This is a genomic window from Moritella viscosa (assembly GCF_900120065.1).
Lineage (GTDB): Bacteria > Pseudomonadota > Gammaproteobacteria > Enterobacterales > Moritellaceae > Moritella > Moritella viscosa.
The window spans coordinates 25,280-49,946 of the sequence record NZ_FPLG01000119.1; the positions used below are offsets into that span (position 1 = coordinate 25,280).

Genomic DNA, 24,667 nt, shown 5'->3' on the forward strand with positions numbered 1-24,667 from the left:
TGAATCGTTTCAGCAAGTGTATAGATAACAAAAATAAGCAGCCATTCAAGTAGACAAATTATAAAACGTTATTAAATTCACATTCTTTTAATTTTATTTGATTGGTGAATCACTTTCAGCATGTTATTAAGCTGTAGACTTGCTTACCTCCCCTTCACCTCAAAAGTACAGGGTAATATTGGTCGACTAAAATCAATTACACAGATCTTTATAAGATATAAACAGAATAAATGTTTAAAGGTTATTCCATAAATAGCAAAGCCCCAACTTTCATTGAGGCTTTGTAATTCAAATATAATACTAATGACGGCTGCGAATAATTACTAAAGCCCCCAAATAGCATTTACAAATTCTGGATGATCCACAAATGGATTTCTATTTTCTTGAAAATCAAACACAGCTTGATTTCGAATAACTTCTTTTTGGCTAACTGGATCATTTTTATGCCAGCGTTTCAGCATATCCAGCAACCATGGTTCGAATACGGTAGTATTTGTACCGTTAAGTACCTCATTAGCATTCCTGCTATTACCTTCCCAACTTGCAATTTCATTTTCATAACGCGTGGCCATATAGAAATATGCACGGGCAAAATCTCCTTTAAATTCATCAATAGGTTCAAACACTGCACCTGAATAACCTAGACCTGAACGAGCAGTTCCTAATTTAGAACCGTTACTTGATGTATAAGTTGCACGACCTACTTCACCAAATGGCCAGTTACTTCGCTTCGAATTAACAAAACCATCCGTAGCAAAAAGATGATGTCCATCTGAGTTCATCGGTTCAACTTTACCGCCAAACCAACTTTTAGGAAATGAATGTTCACGGTTATAGCAACCACCTTCTTGTTTATATTGACCACATTGATCAACCACTTTAGTAAAGTTAATATTGTCTTTAGTCACAGGTTTTTCAGAGTACATGTCTAAAATTGAACCATCTTTTTCATAAAAAGAATCCACGTCTGCAACTTTGACTAAATCCCAAATTCGACCATAGCCTTGGCTGTTATGGTTACGGATTATATTATAAAGTGCTGACTTTAGTGGAAATCCAGTTAGCCCTTCAGCTTGTTTATAGTAAGTATCAAACACGGGAGGCTTAGTTGGTAGCGTAGGTTCAGCATTACCAATATTGAAACTGACAGTCTTAACTTTTTGAAATTCACCACCAGAAATAAGTAATTTATTATTAGATACAATCTTGAAAGAACCATTACCGGAATTACAGCAAATACCATCGCCATACGAATCACTGATTTCAAAGGTATAATCACCATCAACTAAGCACATAGATTTAATATTGGTTGTATCATTATTATAACCAGAGCCAGAAAACACTACATCACTGGCACTATTCTTTAGTACCCAACTAGTTTCAGATGCATAGTTGTCTGTCACCAATGTAAATGTCGCTGTCGCATCACTACAACTTGCAGGTGGGGTTGGTGGTATCGAGGTTGATTCTGTCGGTTGGAAATTATCTAAATAAACAGCTTCTGAACCATCAAAACCAGCGATATCATAAAAGCGCACGCCTACAACAATATCCTTACTTGCTGTTGCTATGTAGCTATAACTAATATTTTGCCACTCATTAGTTTTAGTTGGAATGCTGTAATCACGATAGCCATCGACATACAAACGGGCTTTTACCTTGCCTTCGGTGTGAAAGATCGACGTAGAAAAATGATAAGTGGTGCCCTTTGTCACACCTACGGATTGTAAGAAATCAGTATTACTTTGAGTACCAGTATTGACGATTATCTTTGCCGAGTGTGCCCCCGTTTTTGTTTGTTCAGATGAGGCGAATACACTTAAACCACTATCTATAGTAGACCACCCCTCAGGAGTATTTCCGCTCCATTGCTCAAAATCACCATTATTAACTTGCGCGGATACACCTTGTAAAGCACATAGTGCTATAGAAAGAGATAAAATTTCATATTTCATAGACTTACCTTATTTTTATTTGAGCTGACAATATATACATATTGCATAAAAATAAAATGACATGTATTGCACATATAAAAGTTATCAAGTTTCCTTTGTTATTTTAAGCTAAAACGAGAGATATAGTGTAAATATCAACTAGTCATAGTTGACTAAAGTCAATGCACCATTCAACGTTCATGATTACACTTAGGATATTGAAATCACATCAATGAGAAATAACTAATGCAGCCAGTCAGAGAGAAACATATATTACAGAAACTATCAGCATTCACCTATCGGTGCAGCTTTGTAATGGCTATTCTTTGTGCAGGTATACTGCTCATATATATGGATGATTTATCGAAGGTGTATAAAGCTAGTTTCGCAGCATCATCATTCTTCTTTTTTTGCGTAGGTATCGTGCTTGACGTTATCTCCAGCACCAACTTGCCTAATTTTTATAATGAGATAAATAAAGAAGAGTAATGCATAACTATACTATTATTTTTCATTTCGCTGATACAACAAAGCCCCAACTTTAGTTGAGGCTTTGTCATTTAAATATAACGTTCAGCTTTGGAGTCAATACTATCAGGATTATTCTATACTCTAAATATTCGAATAGTATCACTAAGTCGAGTAGCCATAGCATTTAGGCTATCTGCTGTATGCACATTTTCCTGTACATCCTCAGCAGTACTCGTTGCTAAATCATTTACGTTAACCACATTTTCATTTATCTCAGCCGCAACTTGAGATTGCTCTTCCGCTGCGGTAGCTATCAGATTATTCATATCCTGAATGAGCTGAATTTCCGCTTCAATCTTAGCCAACGAACTACTTGCTTCGTCTGATTTAATCAATGTCTGCTCTGCACTAGATGCGTTCTCTATCATCAAGCTAACTGAGCGAGAAGCCTGTACTTGAAGAGTTTCAATCATCGACTGTATTTCGTTAGTACTTTCTTGCGTTTTTGTAGCCAACGTCCTAACTTCATCTGCAACAACTGCAAATCCACGGCCTTGCTCACCTGCACGAGCCGCTTCAATGGCTGCATTTAGCGCAAGTAAATTAGTCTGGTCTGCAATCCCACGGATCACATCTAGTATCCCACCAACATTTTCAGTTTCACTTTGAACACTTGTTATGACTTCCTGCACATGGCCAATATTACCAACCAATCTGGTAATATCCTCATTCATTTGGGCCACAACACTTAGGCCATGCTTCGAACTTTGAGTTGCACCGTCTGAAGAGCGTGAAGCTTCAACTGCATTCTGAGCGACGTCAGCCACAGTAGCCGTCATTTCATTCATTGCTGTAGCGACTTGCTCCAACTGCATCATTTGAGATTTAGACGAACTGTCTACTTTCCCCGATGAATCTCCCAGTTGGGTCGAAACATGAAGAAGTTCTTGAGAGGATTGATTAATATCAGAAATAATATCTTTGAGATTGTTTGCCATAATAAGCGTAGAGCGATACACACCAACACTATCCGTATCGAGTTGAGGAATATTGGTTAAATCACCACTAGCAATTTTATCCACTAAAGCTTCAATTTCTTTTGGCTCTCCACCAATTGGAACATACATTAGCTTGGTGATAAGGTAGTAAACACTAAAAATACCCAGAACCATAAATATCAAACCAAAAATCAAATTACTCTTTACAGCTGAATCTGACGTAGCATTTATGTCATCCCACATAACCCAAGCCCAAACAGTCCAACGCAATGAATCAATTTTTGACGAAACAACATAAACATCACCTTTAGGCAGCGTATACGTGTGCTCACTACTGCTTTTTTTTGCGTATTGTTTATAGCTAGGACGTATATCAAAGAGGTTCTCACCAATAAAGTCAGGGGAACTGGCAGCCATCAAAAAACCGTCCTCTCTAGCAACAAAGAGATTAGATTTCGAGGATAATTCATTAACGTAATCAGTGATATCACTCATTTTAAGGCTCATACCGATTACCGCGATTACCTGACCATGTTGTTTCAGAGGTATCACTATGGCCATAGTTAAATCACCAGTTGTACCCATAAATGGATTGGTTACTGTTCTGTCGGTTCCAGACATCCCCTTAATAAACCATTCACGCTGCTTTTGCTTAGCATTAAATTGGGGAATTTCCCCCTTGTTGGACACGTCATATGTTGTACCATCAGGCATACCGACAAAAAAGTTTAGAACTTTCATGCGTTCCTTATTGTTGACGAGTAATTCGATTGCTCTGTCATCAATAACGACTCTACCTTGCTCTACTGCAAGTGCCGCAGATAAACTTTCCAATGAAACAAAATAGCTTTCAACTTTACCTTCAACAGCTTTAGCAATTAGAAAAGATTCGTTAGACAAATTGTTGCGGTAGTCACGGGTTGACGAATCATTAATCTGGCGATAAGCCAGAACAGATAGTACAGTAATAATTAGAGCAATCAAAATACCTATAGACAGCATAAGCTTATTTCTGGCACTCATTACCCCCTCCTTTTTATTATATTAATGGTAGACATATTATTGGTTTCATAATAAAACCTTAAATGATTTTAGAACTGTGATTTCAGGAACATCACTTTATCCTGTGGCGAAGGAATATACTGTATAACCACATGAAACGATATAATTTAACACTATAATGTCTACTCCTATTGATCTACATCCTAAAAATTGAATATTATGAACAATCAAGATCATCGCTAATTTACCAATAAACAATAAAAATTCAGCGATAAAGATAATCACAGATAAGTTTAATTAAATGGCAATGGAACAGTACTGATTGTTATTCTCCAGATACTACGGTGATGAGTTATATAACTGGGTATTAGAGTAAAGTCAGAGGAATACCGAGATAATAACTTATGGACACGACATACTGTTATTGAAAGAATATTAAATACAACAAGTTTGTTGAATCATAATAAAAATACCAACAGTAAATATGATTAAATTTAAAGGAAACATATTATGAAAATGAAATTATTACCTATCTTCATTACTACTTTACTGCTTGGTTGTGATGGAGGCAGCTCTTCAACTGTGCAAGAACCAAGTGATAAAATCATTAATACTTTACTTCCGGTTAATGTTGCGCCTTTTAATGAGGGGGACTGGTATCGGCCACAACCTTATGTTACTTGGCAGTGGCAGTTATTAGGTGAAATTAATAACAAGTATAATGCTGAAATTTATGATATTGATTTATTTGATTCGTCTAAAAATTTAATTCTCGATTTACAAAGTTCAGGTAAAAAGGTCATTTGTTATTTTTCAGCGGGCTCTTATGAGAATTGGCGTATTGATGCTAATAAATTTTCAACTAATGATTACCGCAACACTTTAGACGGTTGGGAAGGAGAAATGTGGCTAGATGTTCGTTCAAACAATGTTCATAAAATTATGAAAAACCGTTTGGAACTTGCTTATGAAAAAGGTTGCGATGGTGTTGAACTTGATAATATGGATGGTTATGTCAATAATTCAGGCTTTAACATTAGTGCCGATGAACAGCTTGCTTATAACCGATTCTTAGCAAACGAAGCACATAAAAATGGGCTCTCAGTCGCTTTAAAAAATGATGTAGACCAAATAGTTCAGCTCGTCGATTATTATGACTTTGCAGTAAATGAACAATGCTTTGAATATGATGAATGCGAATTGATGTTGCCTTTCATTGAAAATAACAAAGCAGTTTTGAATGCTGAATATAAAAAAGAATATGTAACAGATAAAATTAAAATATGCAGTACATCAATTGATCTTAAATTCAGTACATTAATTTTACCACTTAACTTAGATGATAAGTTCAGGATAAGTTGTTTATAGTATGGGAAATAAGTCTGAGTTGAGAATGATGACTGAAAGGTTAATTGAATAGTGAGCATGACGTCGTCACACTCACTATTTGAAAATAATAAAGAGCCCTTAGAATAAGAAGCCTTCAATATTATATTTTGAACGAACCGACATGAAGATCTAAAGTTTGAGCAAGCTGCTCCAGTGTTTTACTCGAAGCTTCAAGCTCCTGGCTAGAAATTAAGCCTTCCTGAACAGAGTTATTCACCAAATCCATGTTGATATTGATTTCATTCGCTACACAAGATTGCTCTTCGGTAGCCGTTGCGACTTGGGTATTCATATCAAGGATAGCCATTACTTGCACTGATATTTTTTCAAGTACTTCCTGCGCTTGTGTCGTGGTTCTCGTACCTTCTTCTGTTAAAGATCGACTACTCTCCATCGCCTCTACTGCATTTTTTGCCTCATGCTGCAACTGATTAATCATACTTTGAATTTCATCAGTTGAATGTGCCGTTTTAGTAGCTAGATTTCTAACTTCATCTGCTACTACAGCAAAACCTCGGCCAGCCTCACCTGCTCGGGCTGCTTCAATTGCAGCGTTAAGAGCAAGGAGATTAGTCTGCTCTGAAACACCTCTTATCACGTCGAGTATGGACCCGATTGACTGTGTTCTTTCAGCTAATGATGTTATAACCGATGACATGTTATTCATTTCACCACCAAGGTTATTGATGGTATTAGATGAGTCTTGCAATGTTTTACGCCCAGCTTGAGTTTCGCTATTTGCACCATTAGCCGAATTTGCAGCACCCGAAGCATTTTGCGATATTTCATTAATAGTCGCAATCATTTCATTTATTGAGTTTGCTACTAATAACGTTCGTTCGCTTTGCACTTGACCTCTTGATAGCCCAACGAGAGACTGACTGCGAAGTTCAGTCGCTGAACGACCTATACCTAAACCCGTTTCTACAACCTGAGAAATTATTTCATTAATATTACCCACAAAAATATTGAATGCTTCAGAAATATGGGCTATTTCATCTGTTCCTTGTACTGGTAATCTAACGGTAAGATCTCCATCGCCTTTTGATATATCTTCTAATGCCTGTTGCAAGCCAACAAGCGGTTTGAAAAATCGACCCAGTAGCCACATCAACACGAAGGCACATATCAGAAAGATAGTAACGATTGCAATTAACTGAGTGATAACAATATCTACTACAGCATTATCTACTTCTGAAATTGGGATGCCAATATCAAAAGCACCCAATAGCTCACCATTCTTATCATAAACGGGAACCATTATGTCATACACCCACATTTTTTGTACATCCGCATACCATTTAGAGAACTTTTGCTCTCCTTTCCCAGCCCCCTCAATAGTGTAGGTATCTTTATAAATCTTATTTAACTTGTTTATATCGCTATGTGCAACGGCCTGAATTTTTCGGTCTATGAAAACCGCGTAGATAATATCTGAACGCTCTGAAAGTGACAGTACTAACTCTTGTAAATCAACCAATGGCTGGGAAGACTTTTGTAATACATACTCGACGTTTTTAGCAATTACTTCAGCCTTTGCTTGAGATTTTTTCAATATAATCTCATCAATTTTTTGATTGGATATATAAGAGGTAGAGGTGATACTTGTTATTGCTGCGATAGCGAACATAATAAATACCGTTATTAATATTAATTTTTTCATATACGAAATCCTTAGTACTATCATCCAGATAAATAAATTAAATACGTTGTATTCACTTCATTTGTTATCATCTAAAATCAGCAGGTGACAATAACTCAAATATTCTATCTCCGTTTATTAATCAGAACATAGATTGATAAATAAGAATAACATGCGTCATGTCAGAGGACATTAAAATTTATTCATTTAAGGTGGTTTTTCAACTACTTAATCTACTTTTTGCAATTGAAGTCACTAAGTAATACAGGCCATTTTTCAATTAATTCTTGTAAATTATGTGATATGAGTAAACAGACAGCTTCATTTGGTGTCATCACAGACAAATAGTTATCGACAACGTATTTGGCTCTGGTAACTGACATTTTGTCTTCGTTGAGATAAAGAGGTCCAACACAATAAGGATCAATCCATGGAAGAAACTTACCCACAAATCCTGCCGAGGTCAGTAGTTTTTGTAAATCATGACCGCACCGCACATGCAGCGTGTTTAAGTCACTATCAAGTGGTTCATCACCAAGCTTTATTGCTGTTAGGTGAGCATTCTTATTTTGGATATGTGCTTTAAGCGCTGACCAACTGTTGACACACATATCCCTCGCAATAACTAGCTGAATATCTGTCAACTTTATTGATTTTCATGTGAGACTTTGCTTTGGATGATATTGTCTAACGAGAGTCCATTGTCGCTCTTCGTTTGATTTGAGAAGCCTAAGACGGCGTTTAGCTTGAGATTTTAGATAACCTAAATTTAATACAAATGTATTTCGTGTATTCATAAATTCACCATTCTTTATTTCTAAGCTCGCCATTAGAAAGAAAAGGTAAATATGCAATTTCTCACCACTCAAATGAGTGTAATACCAACCCCTGGTTTTTATATCCTTTCCGCGAGCAGGCGGCTCGGAGCAAGCCTCATAGAGAATGCTACATTATTTAATTCCCAAGTAAAACAACAATTTTTAAGCTTTATCTTCAAAATAAAGACAAGCATCACACCCCAATGTTAATGACAGTAAACTAACTCACAACTTTAAACCAAAGTATTCATTGCTTTTGCCAATGATAAATCGAGGGCTAGCTTTAGTGCATCCCCCACCACTAAAGTAAAAATATGATTGAACTAATAACATTCGGACTTACGGCATCATTATCCATTACGTCTATAGGTCTTTATCTTACTGCTTATAGCTTTGGCTGAGAAAAATGAATATTAAAATTGATAAGGCTCGGTTGAAATGTTGTTTATTCACTGGGCTTTTTGTACTGACTGGTAATGAGTCTATCTGAGCTCATAACCTTCCCAATTTTGTTAAGAGAGGTTTATTTTGGCGTCTAGAAATTCGACTTCAGGCTTATGGGTGGCATTATTCGGATTAAGCCTGATAATTCTGCGTATGATTTTTGAGAATTCACACTATCGCATTGAACAGTGAAGAACTGCGCTTGTTAACATAGTTACCTGCTATCAAGCGTCAGAGGGAATCCCCCTGACGTAGCTTAATTAACTATATTAATCACTAATGGTGGTCATGTACATGGCCTTGCATTTCAATCGCGACGTCAACGGTGATTTTCCCTGCATATTTAAAATTCAACTCTAATGGAAATCGTTCTCCTTTTTTCGGTAAATATTTAGGATTGAAGATCATTAAATGCAATCCACCTGGTTCAAAGTTTTTTGTTTTCATCGAGCCAATTTTTACCTTGTTAATCTTTTTCATTATCATCATGCCATCTTGCATAGCATGCATATGGATCTCAGCCTTATCAGCAATAGGCGTAGATGCCGAAATCAGGTAATCGTCTTTCGTTGAGTTATTCTTAAGCTGAAAATATCCCGCAATTACTTTGCTGTTTGGTGCTGCTAATCGACTCCAAGGATGGTCAATTCGCATATGTGCTTGAGTATAATCATGGGCTACGGCGAGTGTAGAAAAAGCAAAACTTGTCATGATCAGGAATGCACTAATTATTTTCTTTATCATATTAAACCTATTATTTATTTGTTTTTAGAAAGCACGATTTACCAATATAAATTACCTTGATAAATCAACCAGAAAGCTTGCTCTTTTTGTTCTTGGGTTTGGTCAAAGTTACCTTGGACACGCAAGATTTGATTATCGTCAACAAACCAGTTCATAACGAGGCTGAGTCGCTCAGGATTATGGCCTTTACTGTCTAATACGTTCGCAAATTCAGTACTATTTTGGGTCACTTTATTATCAGTGAGTAAGGCGTCGTAACGAAATGCCACTTGGACATCCTGCCATTGCCAATATAACTGTGAGCTTATGCCCTGGTTTGTAGCATCGAGTTTAGTTTGAAATTGCTGGCTATCAATTAGGTCTGCATCAATTTGTTGTGCCATCCATTCAATATCCCAGCCTAACGCCATCCACTGCCACTGTAGTCCCAGACTGACTAAGTTTGTATCCCCCGTAAAACTAATATCGTTACCGTTACCGTGCGTATGTCCAGTTTTCTCATCGTCACCGCGCTGATATGCGTTAAAGTGCGTCAACGAGCTTTTAAGCAACACGCTATTTTGCTCTCCAAACCACTGCCACTCATATGCTACACCATAAGCATGTGGTATAGCGCTGCTTTTATCCACTGATGCCGGGTAGCCGTTTCCACGACCAATCCAAGTAGTAAACTGCTGCGTATCATCGGACCAACTCAATTGAATACTATCATCACTATATTGACTGGCTAAAAACGCCTGTTGTGATAAATTAGCATCAACAAACAACCAATCATGGTCATGAGTAGCGTTATACAGACCTATATCTGTCAGTTGTCGGCCAATCCGAAGTTGCCAGTTTTCCCCAATATCAGGTTGTAACCAGAGTTCTTCAACAGTTGCAGATTCAGCATGATGACTACCAAGTATAAGGTGTCCGGCCAGTACTGATTCGATACTCACGGTGAAAGCGACTTCACCATGCATCAGCTGTAATCCTTGCTCACGGTGTACAGCGTTATCACCTGTGATAACCCCAGGAATAGACCAAGTCTCAGCCTGTCGACTGTCTTGATAATAACCAAATTGGGCAAACAGGCTACCACCAAAATCACTACGTTCAAGAAGATTTGATTCATCTCCATGTGCCAATAGGGATGCACTAAACAGGGTGCAGACCAAACCTAAAATATACTTCTTTTTCATTGTACCTACTCCGCCTTAAATGGATTGGAATAACGGGGATTACGAATAAAAACAGGATCACTGAGCGCATTCAAAAAAGCCAACAAGTCATCACGCTCTTGCTCGCTCATTGAGAAACCCGTTACAAACTCACTTTTATTCGGATTCTGTCGCCCATCACCAGCATATTCGCCACTGGTGATGTTACGGCCGCCTGCAGCATAGAAGGCTAATACTTCTTCCAATGTGTCTACACTGCCGTCATGCATATACGGTGCGGTATAAGCAATATTTCGTAATGTCGGTGGTCTAAATTTACCTTTATCCTCAGTTTTTTGAGTTACAGTAAACAAGCCATGATCAATTGCAGGATAGCCGCCCTCCTCATCCAAATTATAAAGCCCGGTGTTGAAGAAGGGTCTACTCACAAATACCGTTTTATCATGGAGTGTCGAGTCACTAAAATTAAAACCATTATGACAATGGAAGCATTCCATTTTTTCGCTATTAAATAAATTTTGACCGCGCTGCGCAGAGGAGCTTAGTCGGCCTTTATCAAAATCAGAGTCCTTGGAAATAAGGGCACGGTTAAACACCGCTAGTGCTTTAATTATATTTGGAAAGGAAATTGCCTGCTGTTGGTCTGGAAACGCCATATCAAACATATTCTGGTATTTTGCCTCGTTATTAAAACGAGCCTTAATATCATCACGATTGGCATCATGGATCCCCATCTCCACCGGAAACTCTCCAAACATAGGAATAATCAATTGGTCTTCAATCTCTTTGAGCAAAGGATTTGCCCAAGTATAACTGGCGTTATAACCGATATTGGTCAGTGTTTGAGAGTTCCTGTGCAACACTTCTCCGGTTGAACCTTTCGGCGTTTTTAAGCCATCACTAAATGCAAGTTCTTGATGATGACAAGACTCACATGAGAATGTTTGATTACCCGATAATTGTTTATCATAAAACAGGTGCCGACCTAACTGAAACTTAGCTTCGGTCGCCAAGTTATCTGCAGGTTCTTTAGGCATAGGTAATGAACCGGTTTGAAAATCAAACTGGTTGGTATTATGCGTACTCGGTGGTATAACTTCGTAGCTCGATTCACTGTCACAACCCGCCATGATTGCCATGGCGAGTAATGTCAGCAAACGAATCATATGGTTTGCTGACATTATTATTACTCCACTTCGATCCAAGTTTGCACAGCGCTACAGTCGCCATCAACGCATTGGCCTGACGTTAGATCTAAACCTAAGCGATCAAAAATATGCTGACAAACACTACCTGAATTTGATGACATGCACATTGACGATGCTGTATCAGAAATGTCAATACCTGACACCAATTCTTGGTAGTCAAAGACAATACTGTTGTTCGCAGGATTAAAACTATCAAATTGATATTTCGGACGATTTGGTCTAGAGCTGCTGCAATCCACGCTTTCAGCATCCGCATCTACAAGTTCACATCCCGTAGTGCCGAGGTGAATCATCAAGCCTTTAATGTCCATTCTCAGATGTTTATGCCCCATCTGCCAACTCCAATTCATCCCCATAACATCTAACGGAGATACTGCATCATCGCCATCAATACCATAGTTATTCAACTCTGCAGGAACACCTAAGGTAAATTGAATACCATTATAGTTGCCACTTGGAACGGTACCTTTAATCACATTATTAATCGCTGTATTACCGTTGCTGCAACTGTCTGTCCCGGTTTCAAAATCCAGAAGAGCAACATTTTGGTACTGCCATTTTTTATCTTGATTTAGCGTTACGCTAACCAGCTCATCAGCATCATTCAGCAACGCGACTTCTGAAATATAGATACGCGCATCTTTAAACTCAGGGATCTGGTTACTTAGACCAACAGGAGCCAACATAGGCACGCATGAAATATCTTCGTTACCGACACGAGCAGCAAATTTTATTTCGACGTTCTGTGTGGTTATCACGTTTGGGGTTGGGGGTTGCTGCACCGAATTTTCAGAACTAGTAGTACTGCTAGCACAACCAGATAAAGCGCCAACAATTGCCATTGCCAATAATTTATTAGTCCACATATTTGACTTCCTTTTAACTCTTTTTCCAAAATATAGGCTGCTAACAGGCAGCCAAAAAATCACAAGACCAATGGTAATAGACGCAAAACATCGTTAAAAACGTGCGTAAAATCATCACGAGATTGGAGCAAGTGAAAATAAATGTTTAGTGATGGAAATGCGTAATAATGGGATAACTAGACTGAGTTATATTTAAACGTTAACTTAGCCTTGTCGCCATATATCATGCATAAAAGGCAAAAGGCGGTGATTGTTTAGGCGCGAATGATAAATATACTTTTTGTTGGTAACTTGTATAGTTATATTGTGGGGCACGAGGAGTCGAGCGATTAAGCCATACCGACAGTAAATATACTAGTAGAACGGCAAAAACAATAAAATGTTGGAATGCTTTAAGAAGTGGGCAGCTAAATTGCAGCGATTGATGGTCTTCCTCTGCGGAATGAGAACCGTCACTATTTTGAGTAATGAGTTCGTTCACACTAACCCACTTAAAGCCTTGCGGTGTACACAGCAAGATCTTTTCACCTTGTAATTTACTCAACCAATTTTTTTGCAGTACTTCACTTGGGTTTAAAGCGATTGTAGCGGCGATATAAATTTGAAATAGCAAAGCAATAATGACAAAAAATGCCATTACCTGTTGAAATACATGCTTATTTCTTATTCTATGCATTCGAATCAATATACCGTCAAAATTACTCGGCGCCGATATTAGCAAACAACATTTACAATTGTAATAATTAATTCACACTTTAGTGACAATAGTTATAACAAAACAAGTAGACTGTTGATTTTTTACTCTAATTAAATAATTTGTAACAGTTTATTACGCAGTTACAAATAAAACGTTGTAGGGAAAATAATGCTGAATGTAATATTAAGCAGGGTAATGTGTTAGCGCTAGAGTCTTGACCAAGAGTCAGCCATAGCCAACTCCCAGCATTGAGGTAATCATAACCACAAAGGTGTGATTATTTTAATGTCTCTGTACCCTGTTTACCTACAAATACAACAACAACCTTATCATCACCTAACGTACGAGAAAATGCATAGCCCTTTTGTTGCTTAATCTCCTTATGAGTCCCGGCACCAATAGCTGGATGAGCCAGTCTAAATTGTCCGAGTGTTTGCCAGTGTTTAAGTAATTGCTGGCGGTTAGCATCCAATGACCAATTCATATCAGAACGGGTTCCTTGATGGAAATCATCTGCATAAGCGCCTATATTTCTTGCCACTTCATCACCGTAATAAACTTGAACAGCACCAGGGCTTAGCAATAAGGCACTGGCTGCATTACGCTGCATTTCAAATGACTTAAATCGTCCAAAGAAAAGCTCTGTATCATGAGATGACATATAACTCACAGGATTAAAGTCGGGTTTTTCTTTGAGTGTATCTGCGTAATGTTGGTAAGTATCGGCCATCTTGCTAAAACAGAGAGCCCCTTCATCCATTTTTTTCTGCATATCAAAATTGAGCAGAGCGTCAAAACCGTCATCATAGTAAGGGCCACGGTAAGCGCTATGCCCCCATACCTCTCCCATCATCCAAAATGGTTGTCCTGTTTCATCATTCGCTTCGCGCCAATCATTTAAACTTTTGGTTGCAGCTTGTTTTAAGCGCATCCATACATCACCAGACACATGTTTTACAGTATCTATACGATAACCATCAATACCAAAACGCTTCACCCAGTCGGTTTGCCACTCTATCAAGTAATCCGCTACAGTATAGTTATCACGGCTAATGACTCGTGTTCCGGGGTTATTTAATAGCCATTGTGGAGGAGTAACAGACTTGGTGGATTCTGTGACAAAGTCAGGCAACCCTGCAAGTGAAAGCGTAAGGTCATTGGAGCCTGGTTTTGGATAATTAGGTAAACTAGCACGGACCCAATCACCTCCCCACCACTGACTCCATGCAGCATTATCATAATCAATATTGTCATTAAAACTATGCCAATTTCGCCCCGCAATAGGTTGCCAATCGCTCCATTGCGCAGGCCAGCTTTGAGAGGGAATTACGACAGGAATTTGATCACACTGTAAATCTGTTAAAGTGGCATATCCGGGGTGGTTTATGACGACATCGAGTAACACTTTAATGCCCCGCTTATGCGCTTCTTCAACCAAACGCTTGAGATCATTTTCATTACCAAAATTCGCATCTATTTTAGTAAAATCACGAGCCCAATAGCCGTGATAACTATAAAATGGAAACGAGCCAGCGTTACCACCACCGACAAATCCCCGTACTTGTTCTACAATAGGTGAAAGCCAAATAGCACTTGTTCCTAAGCTATTAATATAATCAAGCTTCTCAATAACCCCTTTTAAATCGCCACCATGAAAGGTTCCAACCTCATCTTTTCCATCTTTACGGCGACCATAACTATTATCATTGCTTGTATCTTGATTATTAAAACGATCAATCATAACAAAATAAATATTTGCGTTGCGCCAGTTAAATTTAGCTTCTTTGAGTTGACCTTTTAGTGGCTCTAATAATATTAATCCCCCACTATTAATTGCAGGCGTAATGGTTACTTGCTGTTGAATAACAGTGACAACTTGCCCGCTTAGTTTATCTTTTAATTGAGTGCCATCTTTATAGGTATCGGCAAGGTTAATAGTAACCTCTCCACCTTTATAGACGTCACATTGCACTTGTGGTAAAGGACGTTTGAATGCTTTGTCAGTGGATTTTTTGGGCTGACGTTTTATTAACAGTGTTTTATTTTCAGCATCAAATATGAATGCATAATCACCATTAAACCTGATTTTAATAGGCAATTCAGTCGGTGAATCGCAATTTAAAGCCAGTGGTTGACTAAACCTTACCTTTTGTTCTTTTGGCTTAATGCAGCTTCCTTCAATTCCAGTAACATTTAAGGTATAGCTTGCTTTGGTAAGTGGAACCACCAGCGGAGACTCACTAGTGAGCAAGAAATCTCGACTAGTAGTGCTGGTTGAGATGGTTAGATTGGGTGAAGCAAACAAGCTTGGGCTTACAAGCATGAGTACAAGACTTATTTTATTTAATTTCATCTTCAAACCTAAGTTATTCCATTAATTAATATAATAATAAAACGGAACCATTGGTCAGACATCATCCTGCAAAACTACGCCCCAAATAGTTGATCAAATCACAGTTTTAGTTAAACAGGGAGTAGAATCTGCGAAAAATAAATCAGTAGCACGGTACAGTAACGCAGACGTAATTATATCAATTGCAGATGCTGGCAACGAATCAACTGGCGATAGACTCCAAAACTCTAGCTAACCACCTGAAATATAATGAGATACCTCTGTCTAAATAGCACTTTCAACCTGTTGATTAAACGTTGCATAGTCTTCTAAATGCCAGTTTTTATAAATTTGGCCATTCTTTATTTGATATACGTCAACAGCATTAAAATTGATTTGTTGTCCACTTCCTTTTATATTCCCCATTGTTCCAGTAAAGTTACCTTTGAAACGGTAACGAACTGTCACATAGTCACCGGCAACTAAAAGGTGCTCGACATCAACCGAAAGATTAGGGACAACACTGCGAAAGTCTTTCGATGCTTTTAGTACTCCTTCAACACCAGGAATTCGCCCCTCGGGTGGTGTCATATCAATAAAGTCTTTTGCTAATGCTTCACGGGCATAGGATTCCTTACCTGTATTCCAAAATTTAGCATACGTCATTGCTGCTTTTATTTCTAACTGCGAAGTAGTATCCGATAATTGTTCCGAAACTATAACTTCCGGCTTCAGTTCAGCTGAATACGCATTTGAAATAAATAGTAAGGGTAATGAAATAACAATGCTTTTTAATATTTTGTTCATAAAATTCTCTGTAAAGCTATTAGCCGAAAAACTTTTATAACATATACATGAGATAATCATAATACGCATAAAATCAAATACATTATTTACTTAGAATGAATAATGTATAATTCTGAGGCTAACCATACGTAGCGTCAGAAACATCTAATAAAAAGTTCGACCTTAGCGGCTGGTAAATCTACAACTTTAATTATCATCTTAGCTTATTGTTCCCCCGTCACCTGCGCTTAAGCAGCTATAACAGGGGATCATCAGTCTCCCAAGAAGCTTTTTATATTTTAATTTCAGTAACTAATATTAGTCGCTAGTTCGGTAGCTCCCCAATTCAGTACTTAAGCTCACACCCTGCAACTTCAACTGGTTTACACGTTGTAAATACGCGGCGCCTTTTAGCATGTGTAAAGCTACGTCAACAGCACCTCGACGGGTATAATCTTCAAGATAAGATCCTTTCACCCAACTGTTAAATGCACCTAGACTTGGACCAGCCCAGATCTGGTAATCCATTTCACGGCCCTTCTCACCTGTATTTGACCAGCGTGAAGACAAACCAAGGTACCAACGGAAGATGAGTGCCATTTTACGCTTAGGGCTGCTCATCGCACGCGCTAACATTTCAGGATCTCGTTCAGTAAAGAAAGCAATAGTACCAGCCCAAATCTCGTCAAGGTTTGAACGGAAAATCTGTTTTTCAATCTTCTCACGTTCCGCTGCAGGAATATCTTCAATCGAGTCATAAGCGACATACAAGTCATACAGTTTCTTCGCACGCATAGCGAACATAGAACCACGTTTTAATACTTGTAGTTTAACGCCCATTTCAAACATATCAGCCGCAGGTGCCATTGTCACATCGGCCATTTCAACGGTAGATAATAGTTTACGAGTATATTCAGATGCACCAGCTTCGACACAAGCCTGATTAACAGAGCCCAACACTATGTAAGCTGCGCCCATGTTAAATGCAGCGAGTGCAGCCTCCGGCGTACCGATACCACCACCAGCACCTACGCGTAATGCAGGAGAAAAGTTATACTTAGCTTGAACTTCATCGCGCAGGCCAATAATAGACGGCAATAGCGTTAAAAATGGTCTGTTGTCAGTATGACCACCTGAATCAGCTTCCGCAGTAATATCATCGGCCATTGGCACTAACAGTGCTAATGCCGCTTGTTGTGGTGTAATCTTCCCTTGTACTAATAACTTATCCAGTAATTTTTGCGGTGCAGGTTCCATAAAGCGACGGCCAACTTCTGTACGCGATACTTTAGCAATAACCTTGTTATCGATATTAATAGTGCCATCACTATTTTTAGATAAGCCAGCAGCACGGTACCAAACAATATGCTCAGTTAACGCTAAGTAAGCTGAAGCTTCTACGGTTTTAACCCCAAGCTTTAGAAAACGTTCAACCGCGCCACGTTCAAGTGCTTCTTCCGCTGGTGCATGGATCAAGTTAACCGCGTATGGGCCATTAGGCAATTCTGCTTGAATACGACGGATTGCATCTTCAACTGCATCAGGAACTAAACCTGCGGCACCGAAAGAGCATAGCAGTCCCGCTTTCCCTAATGCGACAACAAGTTCAACCGACGCAATACCGTTCGCCATTGCGCCACCATGGTAGGCATATTTAACCCCGTGTTGCTTTTTATAAGCTGCATCGCCTAGGTCTTCTGGGGTAAGTTTTTGTGCAAATGCCAGTACATCAACGTCAACATTGTTGCTGATTGCACCAGATACTGAAGTATGGTTAGTAATACCCATAACACCCGAATTATTAGCGACACTATTCGCCACGTAAAGCGGCTTAGCCAGATCCATCAAGGCGGCCTTAATTTCTACATCTTGCGTATGCACTGACGCTGGATCGACTTTCCAAGCCCAATTGATCGTGTTGCTATTATTAAAACCTAAACTCGACATACTTCATTCCTATTTTTGCAGCTGCTTAACACTTTATTTATATTTTAAATAATAGTGAGTTCAACAGCCGAACTATTCCGTTTATTATCTAATGAGTTCACAGTGTTTCTAATGGGAGCACCTCGGTCGTATTGATTAAAGTAAGCCAACTAAGCGTCTTTAACCAATGCGACATTGAGCAGACGCTACGCCTCAACAATACTTAATACAATATTCTTCACTTCATAAATGCGCAGACCATCCTTAGATAGATTAGCATCACCGACGATACGTATTTCACCTGCTTCAGTAATGATCTCGGTAATATGAACATCCAGTGACATCTGCTTATTCAGCGGCGTAATTTGTCCACGATACTTCCAATCAACCTTAGTCATTGCTGCAATGAAACGTGGATTACTAAACTGCGCGCCTAAATCATTTTTCAGTGCATAAGTTTGTATTAACTCAATAATGGCTTCGACACCTAATGAACCAGGCATAACAGGGTCTTGATGGAAGTGATAACGGAAGAACCAATCATCAGCGTCAATAGTGCGTTCGCCATAAACATAAGCAACACCAGCTTTACCACCACCTTCAACGACTGACACAGTGTCGATAAAATTCATCTGACCGCCAGCCAATTTATAATGAGGCTTGTCAGCAGGTGCTTTATACAAAGCTAATGACTGATTAGTTAAATCAAACACATCAATATTGTCTGTCGGTGTATTGTTATCAACAAACCAAGCATTGGTGGTTTTACCGTTATCAATCCCCAGCTGGTTAGTCAGAGACTCGCCACTAAAGTAACCAAATACCGCTTTACCGGTATAAAACAACTCGCCATCAACTGACATATCAAATGTGAAGCTTTGAATAATCGCGCCACCAGCTATTGCAGTACTAACCAATACCGATTTGTTAACGATAGTTTTACCGCGTAAATCGATCTGTTTCAGTAGTGCTCCACTGCCATCAAGGTTACGGAAGAACAGGTCTTTTTCTGGATATTTTAACGTCGTGCCCATGTAGCCTGAAATGAAGCCATTTGGTTGTAGTGCAATTTCCATAATCAATGAATATGGCATCCAATTTTCATGGCTGTTTTTCGTGAAGTACCAAGCATCTTCCGGTACATAGTATTCAGCCACACAACTTGACGGATTCTTCAGGTCAAGGCGATCACCCTGCACTTCAACGACCTGAGTGACGACTTGTAGATCACCACAAGGCGTACGCGGTGGAATACGACCTTCATAGACATCAAAGTCAGGACCAAAACAATTAGAAATGTTTCCGGTTGCGAACTCAAACATATGCCAAGGCGTGAACGGAGCTTGATTAGGCGCTCTATGGTGTCCTGCAACCGCTGGTGCTTCGAAATGTTTGATCGGCGTTACACCTTTCGTTTTCGGTGCTGACAAATCTGATTCTACGCGCATTAATGGGCGCTCGGGGAACTTAAATGGTTCAACACCACGTTCGTCCAGATCCGCACTGTTGGCTGTTACAACCACAGGTGCTGAAACATTTGGAACCGCTGGGGACGTGAGCGTTTTCAGCTTCACATTACTCGGCAGCGTTACTGGATAATCTGAGTTTTCATCTTGTTCAGTAATCATCACGCAAAGATTTTTGAAATCAACAACAACTTTGCCATCAAGAAGGATATCAATATTGGCTTTCATATACGGGTACGGTGCCATCCCCATCGCGGTCACTTCCATACGATAAGTCAGCGTATTGTGCTGCGGTAATACCTGACCACGACAACGTACCGTTTGCGATTCACCAGGCAGAGGTTGGAAACGTGCATTATTAACCTTGGTATGCATGCCTAGTGAGAGCATAAAGAACATCGCCATCTGGCCACAGCCTTCCGACATCAAAGACCCCGCCATCACTTGATCACCTTTAAAGTGACAAGGGAAATACCAATGCTCAGGATCTAAGTCTTTTTGGCCTTCTAATAGCCCTAAGCCCCAGTGACCACCTGTTGGATCTATCTTGGTAATGCGCTCAATCATCAAGAACTTCTCTGATGAGAATTTTAACGATGGATTACGTCCATCAAGATCATATTGCGGACCAAAACAACCAGCCACATCACCGTTAACCAACTTCATCATATCACTGTAGTCATATTGACTACGGCCATGCTGCAATAACGGTGTAAATGATGATTTAACTGCATTTGAAAATTCAGCTTTATCTTTATCGTTTTGAATCACACCTTTACCATCAGAAAGTTCCTCATCAGTAAAGAAACCAGCACAACCATTACGCATGATAAGTACTTTCTTATCACCCACATAACAATCATAGTGGAAGAAGAATAATAGCTGTTCACCATTACGTGCATAAGAATCAATGTGGATCTCGTAACGCAATGTATCGCCGCCGAAAGCCATCTCTTCAAGGAAAGTTAATTCACAATCAAGTAATCGGTAAACACGCTCTCCTTTAGCTTGGAAATCGATACCTATGTAGGAAATCAGCATCAAGTCACACTGACCTGACTCCACCGCTACTGACCAAGGGATCTGACCATCAATAAGGAACGGTGCATCGACCGGGATATCATATTCCGTACACATGTATGATTTTTTATATTCATTAATCTTAGCATCAAGCTCGGTAACGCGTGTTACTAACAAATAATCCGAGGTTGGCAAACGTACACGACGTGAATAACCATCAATGATGTTGTACTCTGCACCAAATACTTTACCAATGTCACCTTCAGCGAACTCAACCAGATCAGCTTGATCATAAATAACATTTTCTGGTTTGTTATAACGCTCAATCAACTGCAATGGCGGATAGTTGTAACCAACAGGTCCTTTGATCTGGAAACCAGCTTGTGTCGCTTCAGCCTGTACCAGTGCTTCTACACTTGTCAGATTAACAACGACTACTGGCTTCTCTGAAACAACAGTCGATACTACCGTTAATGGCGTAGCCACTTCTGAGGCTGAAGCTTCAGGTCGACCTTGCACTGATGAACCAACCGATATTTTCGCTTGCAGTTCGATAAGTTGTGAAAGGTTTTTCTGTGCAGCTAAGCGGTTTTGTAAGAATGCCTGATGCGTAGACGCTTGCTGATAAATTTCTGTACTGGATTTACTTTTCACTGTCACTCCAACAACGCTCTGAGCCGTTACGGGCTGCGCTGTATGTTGATATTGGGAAATGGTCGACGTTGCAGTTGGAACTTTAATTGGCGCAACGTTGATATTAGAAGCTTTGGTATTAACTGCTTTATGTTCACTTTTTGAATGAAGTTGAATATGCTGAGGTATCAGGTTATCCATAACGACAGGTTGCTTAACCTCACCTAACGTTTTACCAATAAACTGCGCCTTGATAACATCTAAAGATGAGCTGGCACTATTCACTATTGCGTCGGCAATTAACTGACCACCGAGCTTGATGGTTTTGACCAGCTGCGGACGGCGTTTACCGACAGGAGCAGGTGCAGCTTGATGTACCTGTTCTGAACCAGATAAGATCAGATGTGCACAGCTGTTGTCACGACCGAGGCCGTTAATAGCAATATGTTTGTTTTTTTGATCTGAGGATAAAGTATTCTGTTGATCCAATATCAACGCAGTTTTAATAATACTGGCAATACCTGACGCATTGAATGTATGCCCAATAGTAGATTTTACAGAACTGATATTAACGTTTGGATACAATTGTGATAATGCGGTTTTTTCAGCACTATTTTCGGCACTGAAACCACTGGCGTGTGCTTCTACACACACCACATCCGCAGCACTGATACCTGCTAACGTTAAGGCTTTATCCGCTGCACTCGCAATGGCTTGAGCATCGCAGCCTGATGCAAAACTAACCGCATCAATGCTGGCATAAACTTGTTGTGATGCAACTTGAGATACAGGCTTGACGACAATAGCCGCAGCCCCCTCACCGACCAGCCATTTCTGCTCATCAAAAATGTTGTTACTTGTACCCTTTTTATTTACTGGACCACATTCACTTACCGGACCAAAGTGCTGACGTAAGGTAATGTTTTCAATTGATCCAGCCAAATCAACAGCGGCAATAATAACCGCATCAACATCACTGGTTTGAAATAGGTTTTCAGCTAATTCAACGCAACGATATACCGAGTTTTCTTCAGCCGATACAGTAATAGCAGGGCCAGAGAAATCCCATAACGCCGAAATACGTGACGCCATGATATTGCCAATAAAACTGGTGTACTGATTTAGCTGCGCGGCAGAGGCGAGACCATCTTTGGCAATATTAGTCAGTTCTTCACATTGCTCAACCGTTAAGTTAATACCTTGTTGTAATAAACTGTCTTCAATTTGTGTTGTTAAATTAACACGACCACGATACTGGTGTAATTCCAGTTCCATCCCCATGGCAACTAACACGGCAACGTTACTACTTTCAACGAGTCCTGCATCTTTCGCAGCATTGTCAGCAACTTGCATCATCATTAATTGTTGTGGGATCAAGCAGTCTTTTTCATTTGGTGGCACTTTGAAGCGCAAGAAATCAATATCTAGCTGTTCAACATAGCCACCTTTAGGCGCTTTGGTTAACTGTAACGACTGCATGACGTTAGCGTTACTTTCCATCCCTTTCCAGCGTTGCTCAGGTAACTCACGGAAGGTGTTTTGGTTATTATCTAATAAGGTTTTGAACTTCGCTAAGTTACTCGCACTGCCAAAATGGCTGTCCATACCAATAATAGCCAGTGGCTCACGGGGCTTAGCAACACCAAAGTTAGATTCAAGCGCCTGTGTTGGTTGTTGTAATACCAAATGGGCGTTACTGCCACCAAAACCAAAGACACTGACACCAGCTGTTCGTAGACCAGTCGTTTTTGACCCGTGAGAAGTAGGCCAAGACACAGTACTCGTCGGCATCTGTTCGCCAGTAAAGTAACCATTTTTAGACTGCAGTGGTTCTTTCAGATTAATCGTGGCTGGAATAAGGCCTTTACCCAATGCTAACATAGCTTTGGTCATGCCCGGCATACCAGCAGCCGTTAACAAATGACCAAGATTAGATTTAACCGACCCCAACAGCGGTTTGTTATTAACTCGACTAAAGAAGGTCTCCATCGAGCGTAATTCAACATTATCACCTTTCGGGGTACCGGTAGCGTGGCACTCGATATAATCAACAGCCGCGGGATCCACACCGGCATCCGCATAAGCGCGTTCATAAACTAATACCTGGCCCTTGGTGTTTGGGCTTAATACAAATTCACCTTTACCATCATTCGATAATGCGCCGCCTTTAATAATGGCGTAAATATTATCACCATCACGTACTGCATCACTGTGGCGTTTTAATACCATCATGCCCGCGCCTTCACCGGCAAATAAACCTTGTGAATTTTTATCAAACGGGGCGTGAACGTTATTGCCTGGATAAGCTTGGAAAATCGAGAATCCCATATTCACAAACATAGGATCTGCTGCTGATACCGCACCAGCTAACATCATGTCAGCTTTACCGGTATGCAGGTAATCACAGGCTAATTTAACGCTATAACAAGATGACGCACAAGCCGCATCTAATGCAAAGTGTGAACCACCTAAACCAGCAGCTTGGGCGATCAAAGCAGCTGGATAACCTGCGACCAAGGCATTATCAGCATGTGTTTTTTTTGGTGCCGTATAATGTGTTAATTGAAAGTCTGGATGCAATACTGACTTTAATGCATTATCAACAACTTGATGATATAACGGCATAAACAGCTGATTCGATGACTTGGTTGGGAATGACAGATTACCTAAAATAACCCCGCAATTGTCCAGCACATCACTGCCCCAGTAACCTGCATCTGCAAGGGCTTGTTTAGTAACATAAAGCCCCCACTTATTTAGATCATCTAACTCCGTTAAATAACTGCTATCAAGTTGATAACCTGCTGCATCAAAATTAAAATCACTGATATAACCACCGTGAACACAGTAGAATTTATCCGTATCACCTTTGTTAGCGGTGTATTTCGCAGGATCAACGCCCATCTGAACGGCTGTCGCTTTACTGCGACAATCTTGTTGTTCAAGCAATTGCTGCCAAAATTGATCCGGAGCTTGTGAGCCCGGAAACAAATTAGCAATACCTACTACTGCAATATTTTCCATAATTACTCTCTTTAAATCCATATTTCAACTGACGGAGAACACCCCGCCTGGACTGTCTATCTTATTTTGTTGATTTTTTAATATCTGCCCGCACTAGCAAAGCG

Annotated in this window: 14 protein-coding genes; 1 reads left to right on the plus strand and 13 read right to left on the minus strand. The window is 39.7% G+C overall.

All coding sequences use genetic code 11. From position 1 onward, the window contains the following. Positions 1-323: 323 nt before the first annotated feature. A complete protein-coding gene (locus tag BT797_RS20025; protein WP_075473260.1) occupies positions 324-1,955 on the minus strand; it encodes an endonuclease in 1,632 nt (543 codons plus the stop codon). A 584-nt stretch (positions 1,956-2,539) separates the two neighbouring features. Beyond that, positions 2,540-4,426, minus strand: a complete 1,887-nt coding sequence (locus BT797_RS20030) for a methyl-accepting chemotaxis protein (RefSeq protein WP_075473261.1) — start codon at positions 4,424-4,426, stop codon at positions 2,540-2,542. Positions 4,427-4,915: 489 nt separating this feature from the next. Between BT797_RS20030 and BT797_RS20035 the strand changes: the two genes are divergently transcribed. Then, the gene (locus BT797_RS20035; RefSeq protein ID WP_045110321.1) at positions 4,916-5,773 is read left to right on the plus strand and encodes an endo alpha-1,4 polygalactosaminidase; all 858 of its coding nucleotides are present in this window, start codon (positions 4,916-4,918) and stop codon (positions 5,771-5,773) included. 121 nt (positions 5,774-5,894) lie between these two features. Here the strand turns inward: BT797_RS20035 and BT797_RS20040 are convergent, their stop codons facing one another. From BT797_RS20040 to BT797_RS20090, 11 genes are all read right to left on the minus strand, one after another. Beyond that, a complete protein-coding gene (locus tag BT797_RS20040; RefSeq protein ID WP_045110320.1) occupies positions 5,895-7,457 on the minus strand; it encodes a methyl-accepting chemotaxis protein in 1,563 nt (520 codons plus the stop codon). A 212-nt stretch (positions 7,458-7,669) separates the two neighbouring features. After that, the gene (locus BT797_RS20045) at positions 7,670-8,047 is read right to left on the minus strand and encodes a hypothetical protein (RefSeq protein WP_075473262.1); all 378 of its coding nucleotides are present in this window, start codon (positions 8,045-8,047) and stop codon (positions 7,670-7,672) included. A 927-nt stretch (positions 8,048-8,974) separates the two neighbouring features. Next, positions 8,975-9,442: a copper chaperone PCu(A)C gene (locus BT797_RS20050; protein ID WP_045110319.1), complete on the minus strand. Its 468-nt coding sequence runs from the start codon at positions 9,440-9,442 to the stop codon at positions 8,975-8,977. 38 nt (positions 9,443-9,480) lie between these two features. Then, positions 9,481-10,626, minus strand: a complete 1,146-nt coding sequence (locus BT797_RS20055; protein ID WP_075473263.1) for a hypothetical protein — start codon at positions 10,624-10,626, stop codon at positions 9,481-9,483. Between the two features lie 5 nt (positions 10,627-10,631). Next, positions 10,632-11,786, minus strand: a complete 1,155-nt coding sequence (locus BT797_RS20060) for a methanobactin export MATE transporter MbnM (RefSeq protein WP_075473264.1) — start codon at positions 11,784-11,786, stop codon at positions 10,632-10,634. 5 nt (positions 11,787-11,791) lie between these two features. Next, positions 11,792-12,679 (minus strand): MbnP family copper-binding protein, encoded by an 888-nt coding sequence (locus BT797_RS20065; protein WP_075473265.1) that lies wholly within the window; start codon positions 12,677-12,679, stop codon positions 11,792-11,794. A 223-nt stretch (positions 12,680-12,902) separates the two neighbouring features. Next, positions 12,903-13,355 (minus strand): hypothetical protein, encoded by a 453-nt coding sequence (locus BT797_RS20070; RefSeq protein WP_075473266.1) that lies wholly within the window; start codon positions 13,353-13,355, stop codon positions 12,903-12,905. A gap of 298 nt (positions 13,356-13,653) precedes the next feature. Beyond that, the gene (locus BT797_RS20075) at positions 13,654-15,729 is read right to left on the minus strand and encodes an alpha-amylase (RefSeq protein ID WP_075473267.1); all 2,076 of its coding nucleotides are present in this window, start codon (positions 15,727-15,729) and stop codon (positions 13,654-13,656) included. A 264-nt stretch (positions 15,730-15,993) separates the two neighbouring features. After that, positions 15,994-16,515, minus strand: coding sequence for an ester cyclase (locus BT797_RS20080; protein ID WP_075473268.1), 522 nt, complete (start codon positions 16,513-16,515; stop codon positions 15,994-15,996). Positions 16,516-16,812: 297 nt separating this feature from the next. Further along, entirely contained in the window at positions 16,813-18,441 is a 1,629-nt protein-coding gene (locus tag BT797_RS20085; RefSeq protein ID WP_075473269.1) for a PfaD family polyunsaturated fatty acid/polyketide biosynthesis protein, read from the minus strand. Positions 18,442-18,626: 185 nt separating this feature from the next. After that, a complete protein-coding gene (locus tag BT797_RS20090) occupies positions 18,627-24,563 on the minus strand; it encodes a hotdog fold thioesterase (RefSeq protein WP_075473270.1) in 5,937 nt (1,978 codons plus the stop codon). Positions 24,564-24,667 lie beyond the last annotated feature (104 nt).

What these genes read in the sequence shown, in the direction of transcription:
- BT797_RS20025 (WP_075473260.1), bottom strand. Translation starts at nt 1,955, where the DNA reads ATGAAATATGAAATTTTATCTCTTTCTATAGCACTATGTGCTTTACAA.
- BT797_RS20030 (WP_075473261.1), bottom strand. Translation starts at nt 4,426, where the DNA reads ATGAGTGCCAGAAATAAGCTTATGCTGTCTATAGGTATTTTGATTGCT.
- BT797_RS20035 (WP_045110321.1), top strand. Translation starts at nt 4,916, where the DNA reads ATGAAAATGAAATTATTACCTATCTTCATTACTACTTTACTGCTTGGT.
- BT797_RS20040 (WP_045110320.1), bottom strand. Translation starts at nt 7,457, where the DNA reads ATGAAAAAATTAATATTAATAACGGTATTTATTATGTTCGCTATCGCA.
- BT797_RS20045 (WP_075473262.1), bottom strand. Translation starts at nt 8,047, where the DNA reads ATGTGTGTCAACAGTTGGTCAGCGCTTAAAGCACATATCCAAAATAAG.
- BT797_RS20050 (WP_045110319.1), bottom strand. Translation starts at nt 9,442, where the DNA reads ATGATAAAGAAAATAATTAGTGCATTCCTGATCATGACAAGTTTTGCT.
- BT797_RS20055 (WP_075473263.1), bottom strand. Translation starts at nt 10,626, where the DNA reads ATGAAAAAGAAGTATATTTTAGGTTTGGTCTGCACCCTGTTTAGTGCA.
- BT797_RS20060 (WP_075473264.1), bottom strand. Translation starts at nt 11,786, where the DNA reads ATGTCAGCAAACCATATGATTCGTTTGCTGACATTACTCGCCATGGCA.
- BT797_RS20065 (WP_075473265.1), bottom strand. Translation starts at nt 12,679, where the DNA reads ATGTGGACTAATAAATTATTGGCAATGGCAATTGTTGGCGCTTTATCT.
- BT797_RS20070 (WP_075473266.1), bottom strand. Translation starts at nt 13,355, where the DNA reads ATGCATAGAATAAGAAATAAGCATGTATTTCAACAGGTAATGGCATTT.
- BT797_RS20075 (WP_075473267.1), bottom strand. Translation starts at nt 15,729, where the DNA reads ATGAAATTAAATAAAATAAGTCTTGTACTCATGCTTGTAAGCCCAAGC.
- BT797_RS20080 (WP_075473268.1), bottom strand. Translation starts at nt 16,515, where the DNA reads ATGAACAAAATATTAAAAAGCATTGTTATTTCATTACCCTTACTATTT.
- BT797_RS20085 (WP_075473269.1), bottom strand. Translation starts at nt 18,441, where the DNA reads ATGTCGAGTTTAGGTTTTAATAATAGCAACACGATCAATTGGGCTTGG.
- BT797_RS20090 (WP_075473270.1), bottom strand. Translation starts at nt 24,563, where the DNA reads ATGGAAAATATTGCAGTAGTAGGTATTGCTAATTTGTTTCCGGGCTCA.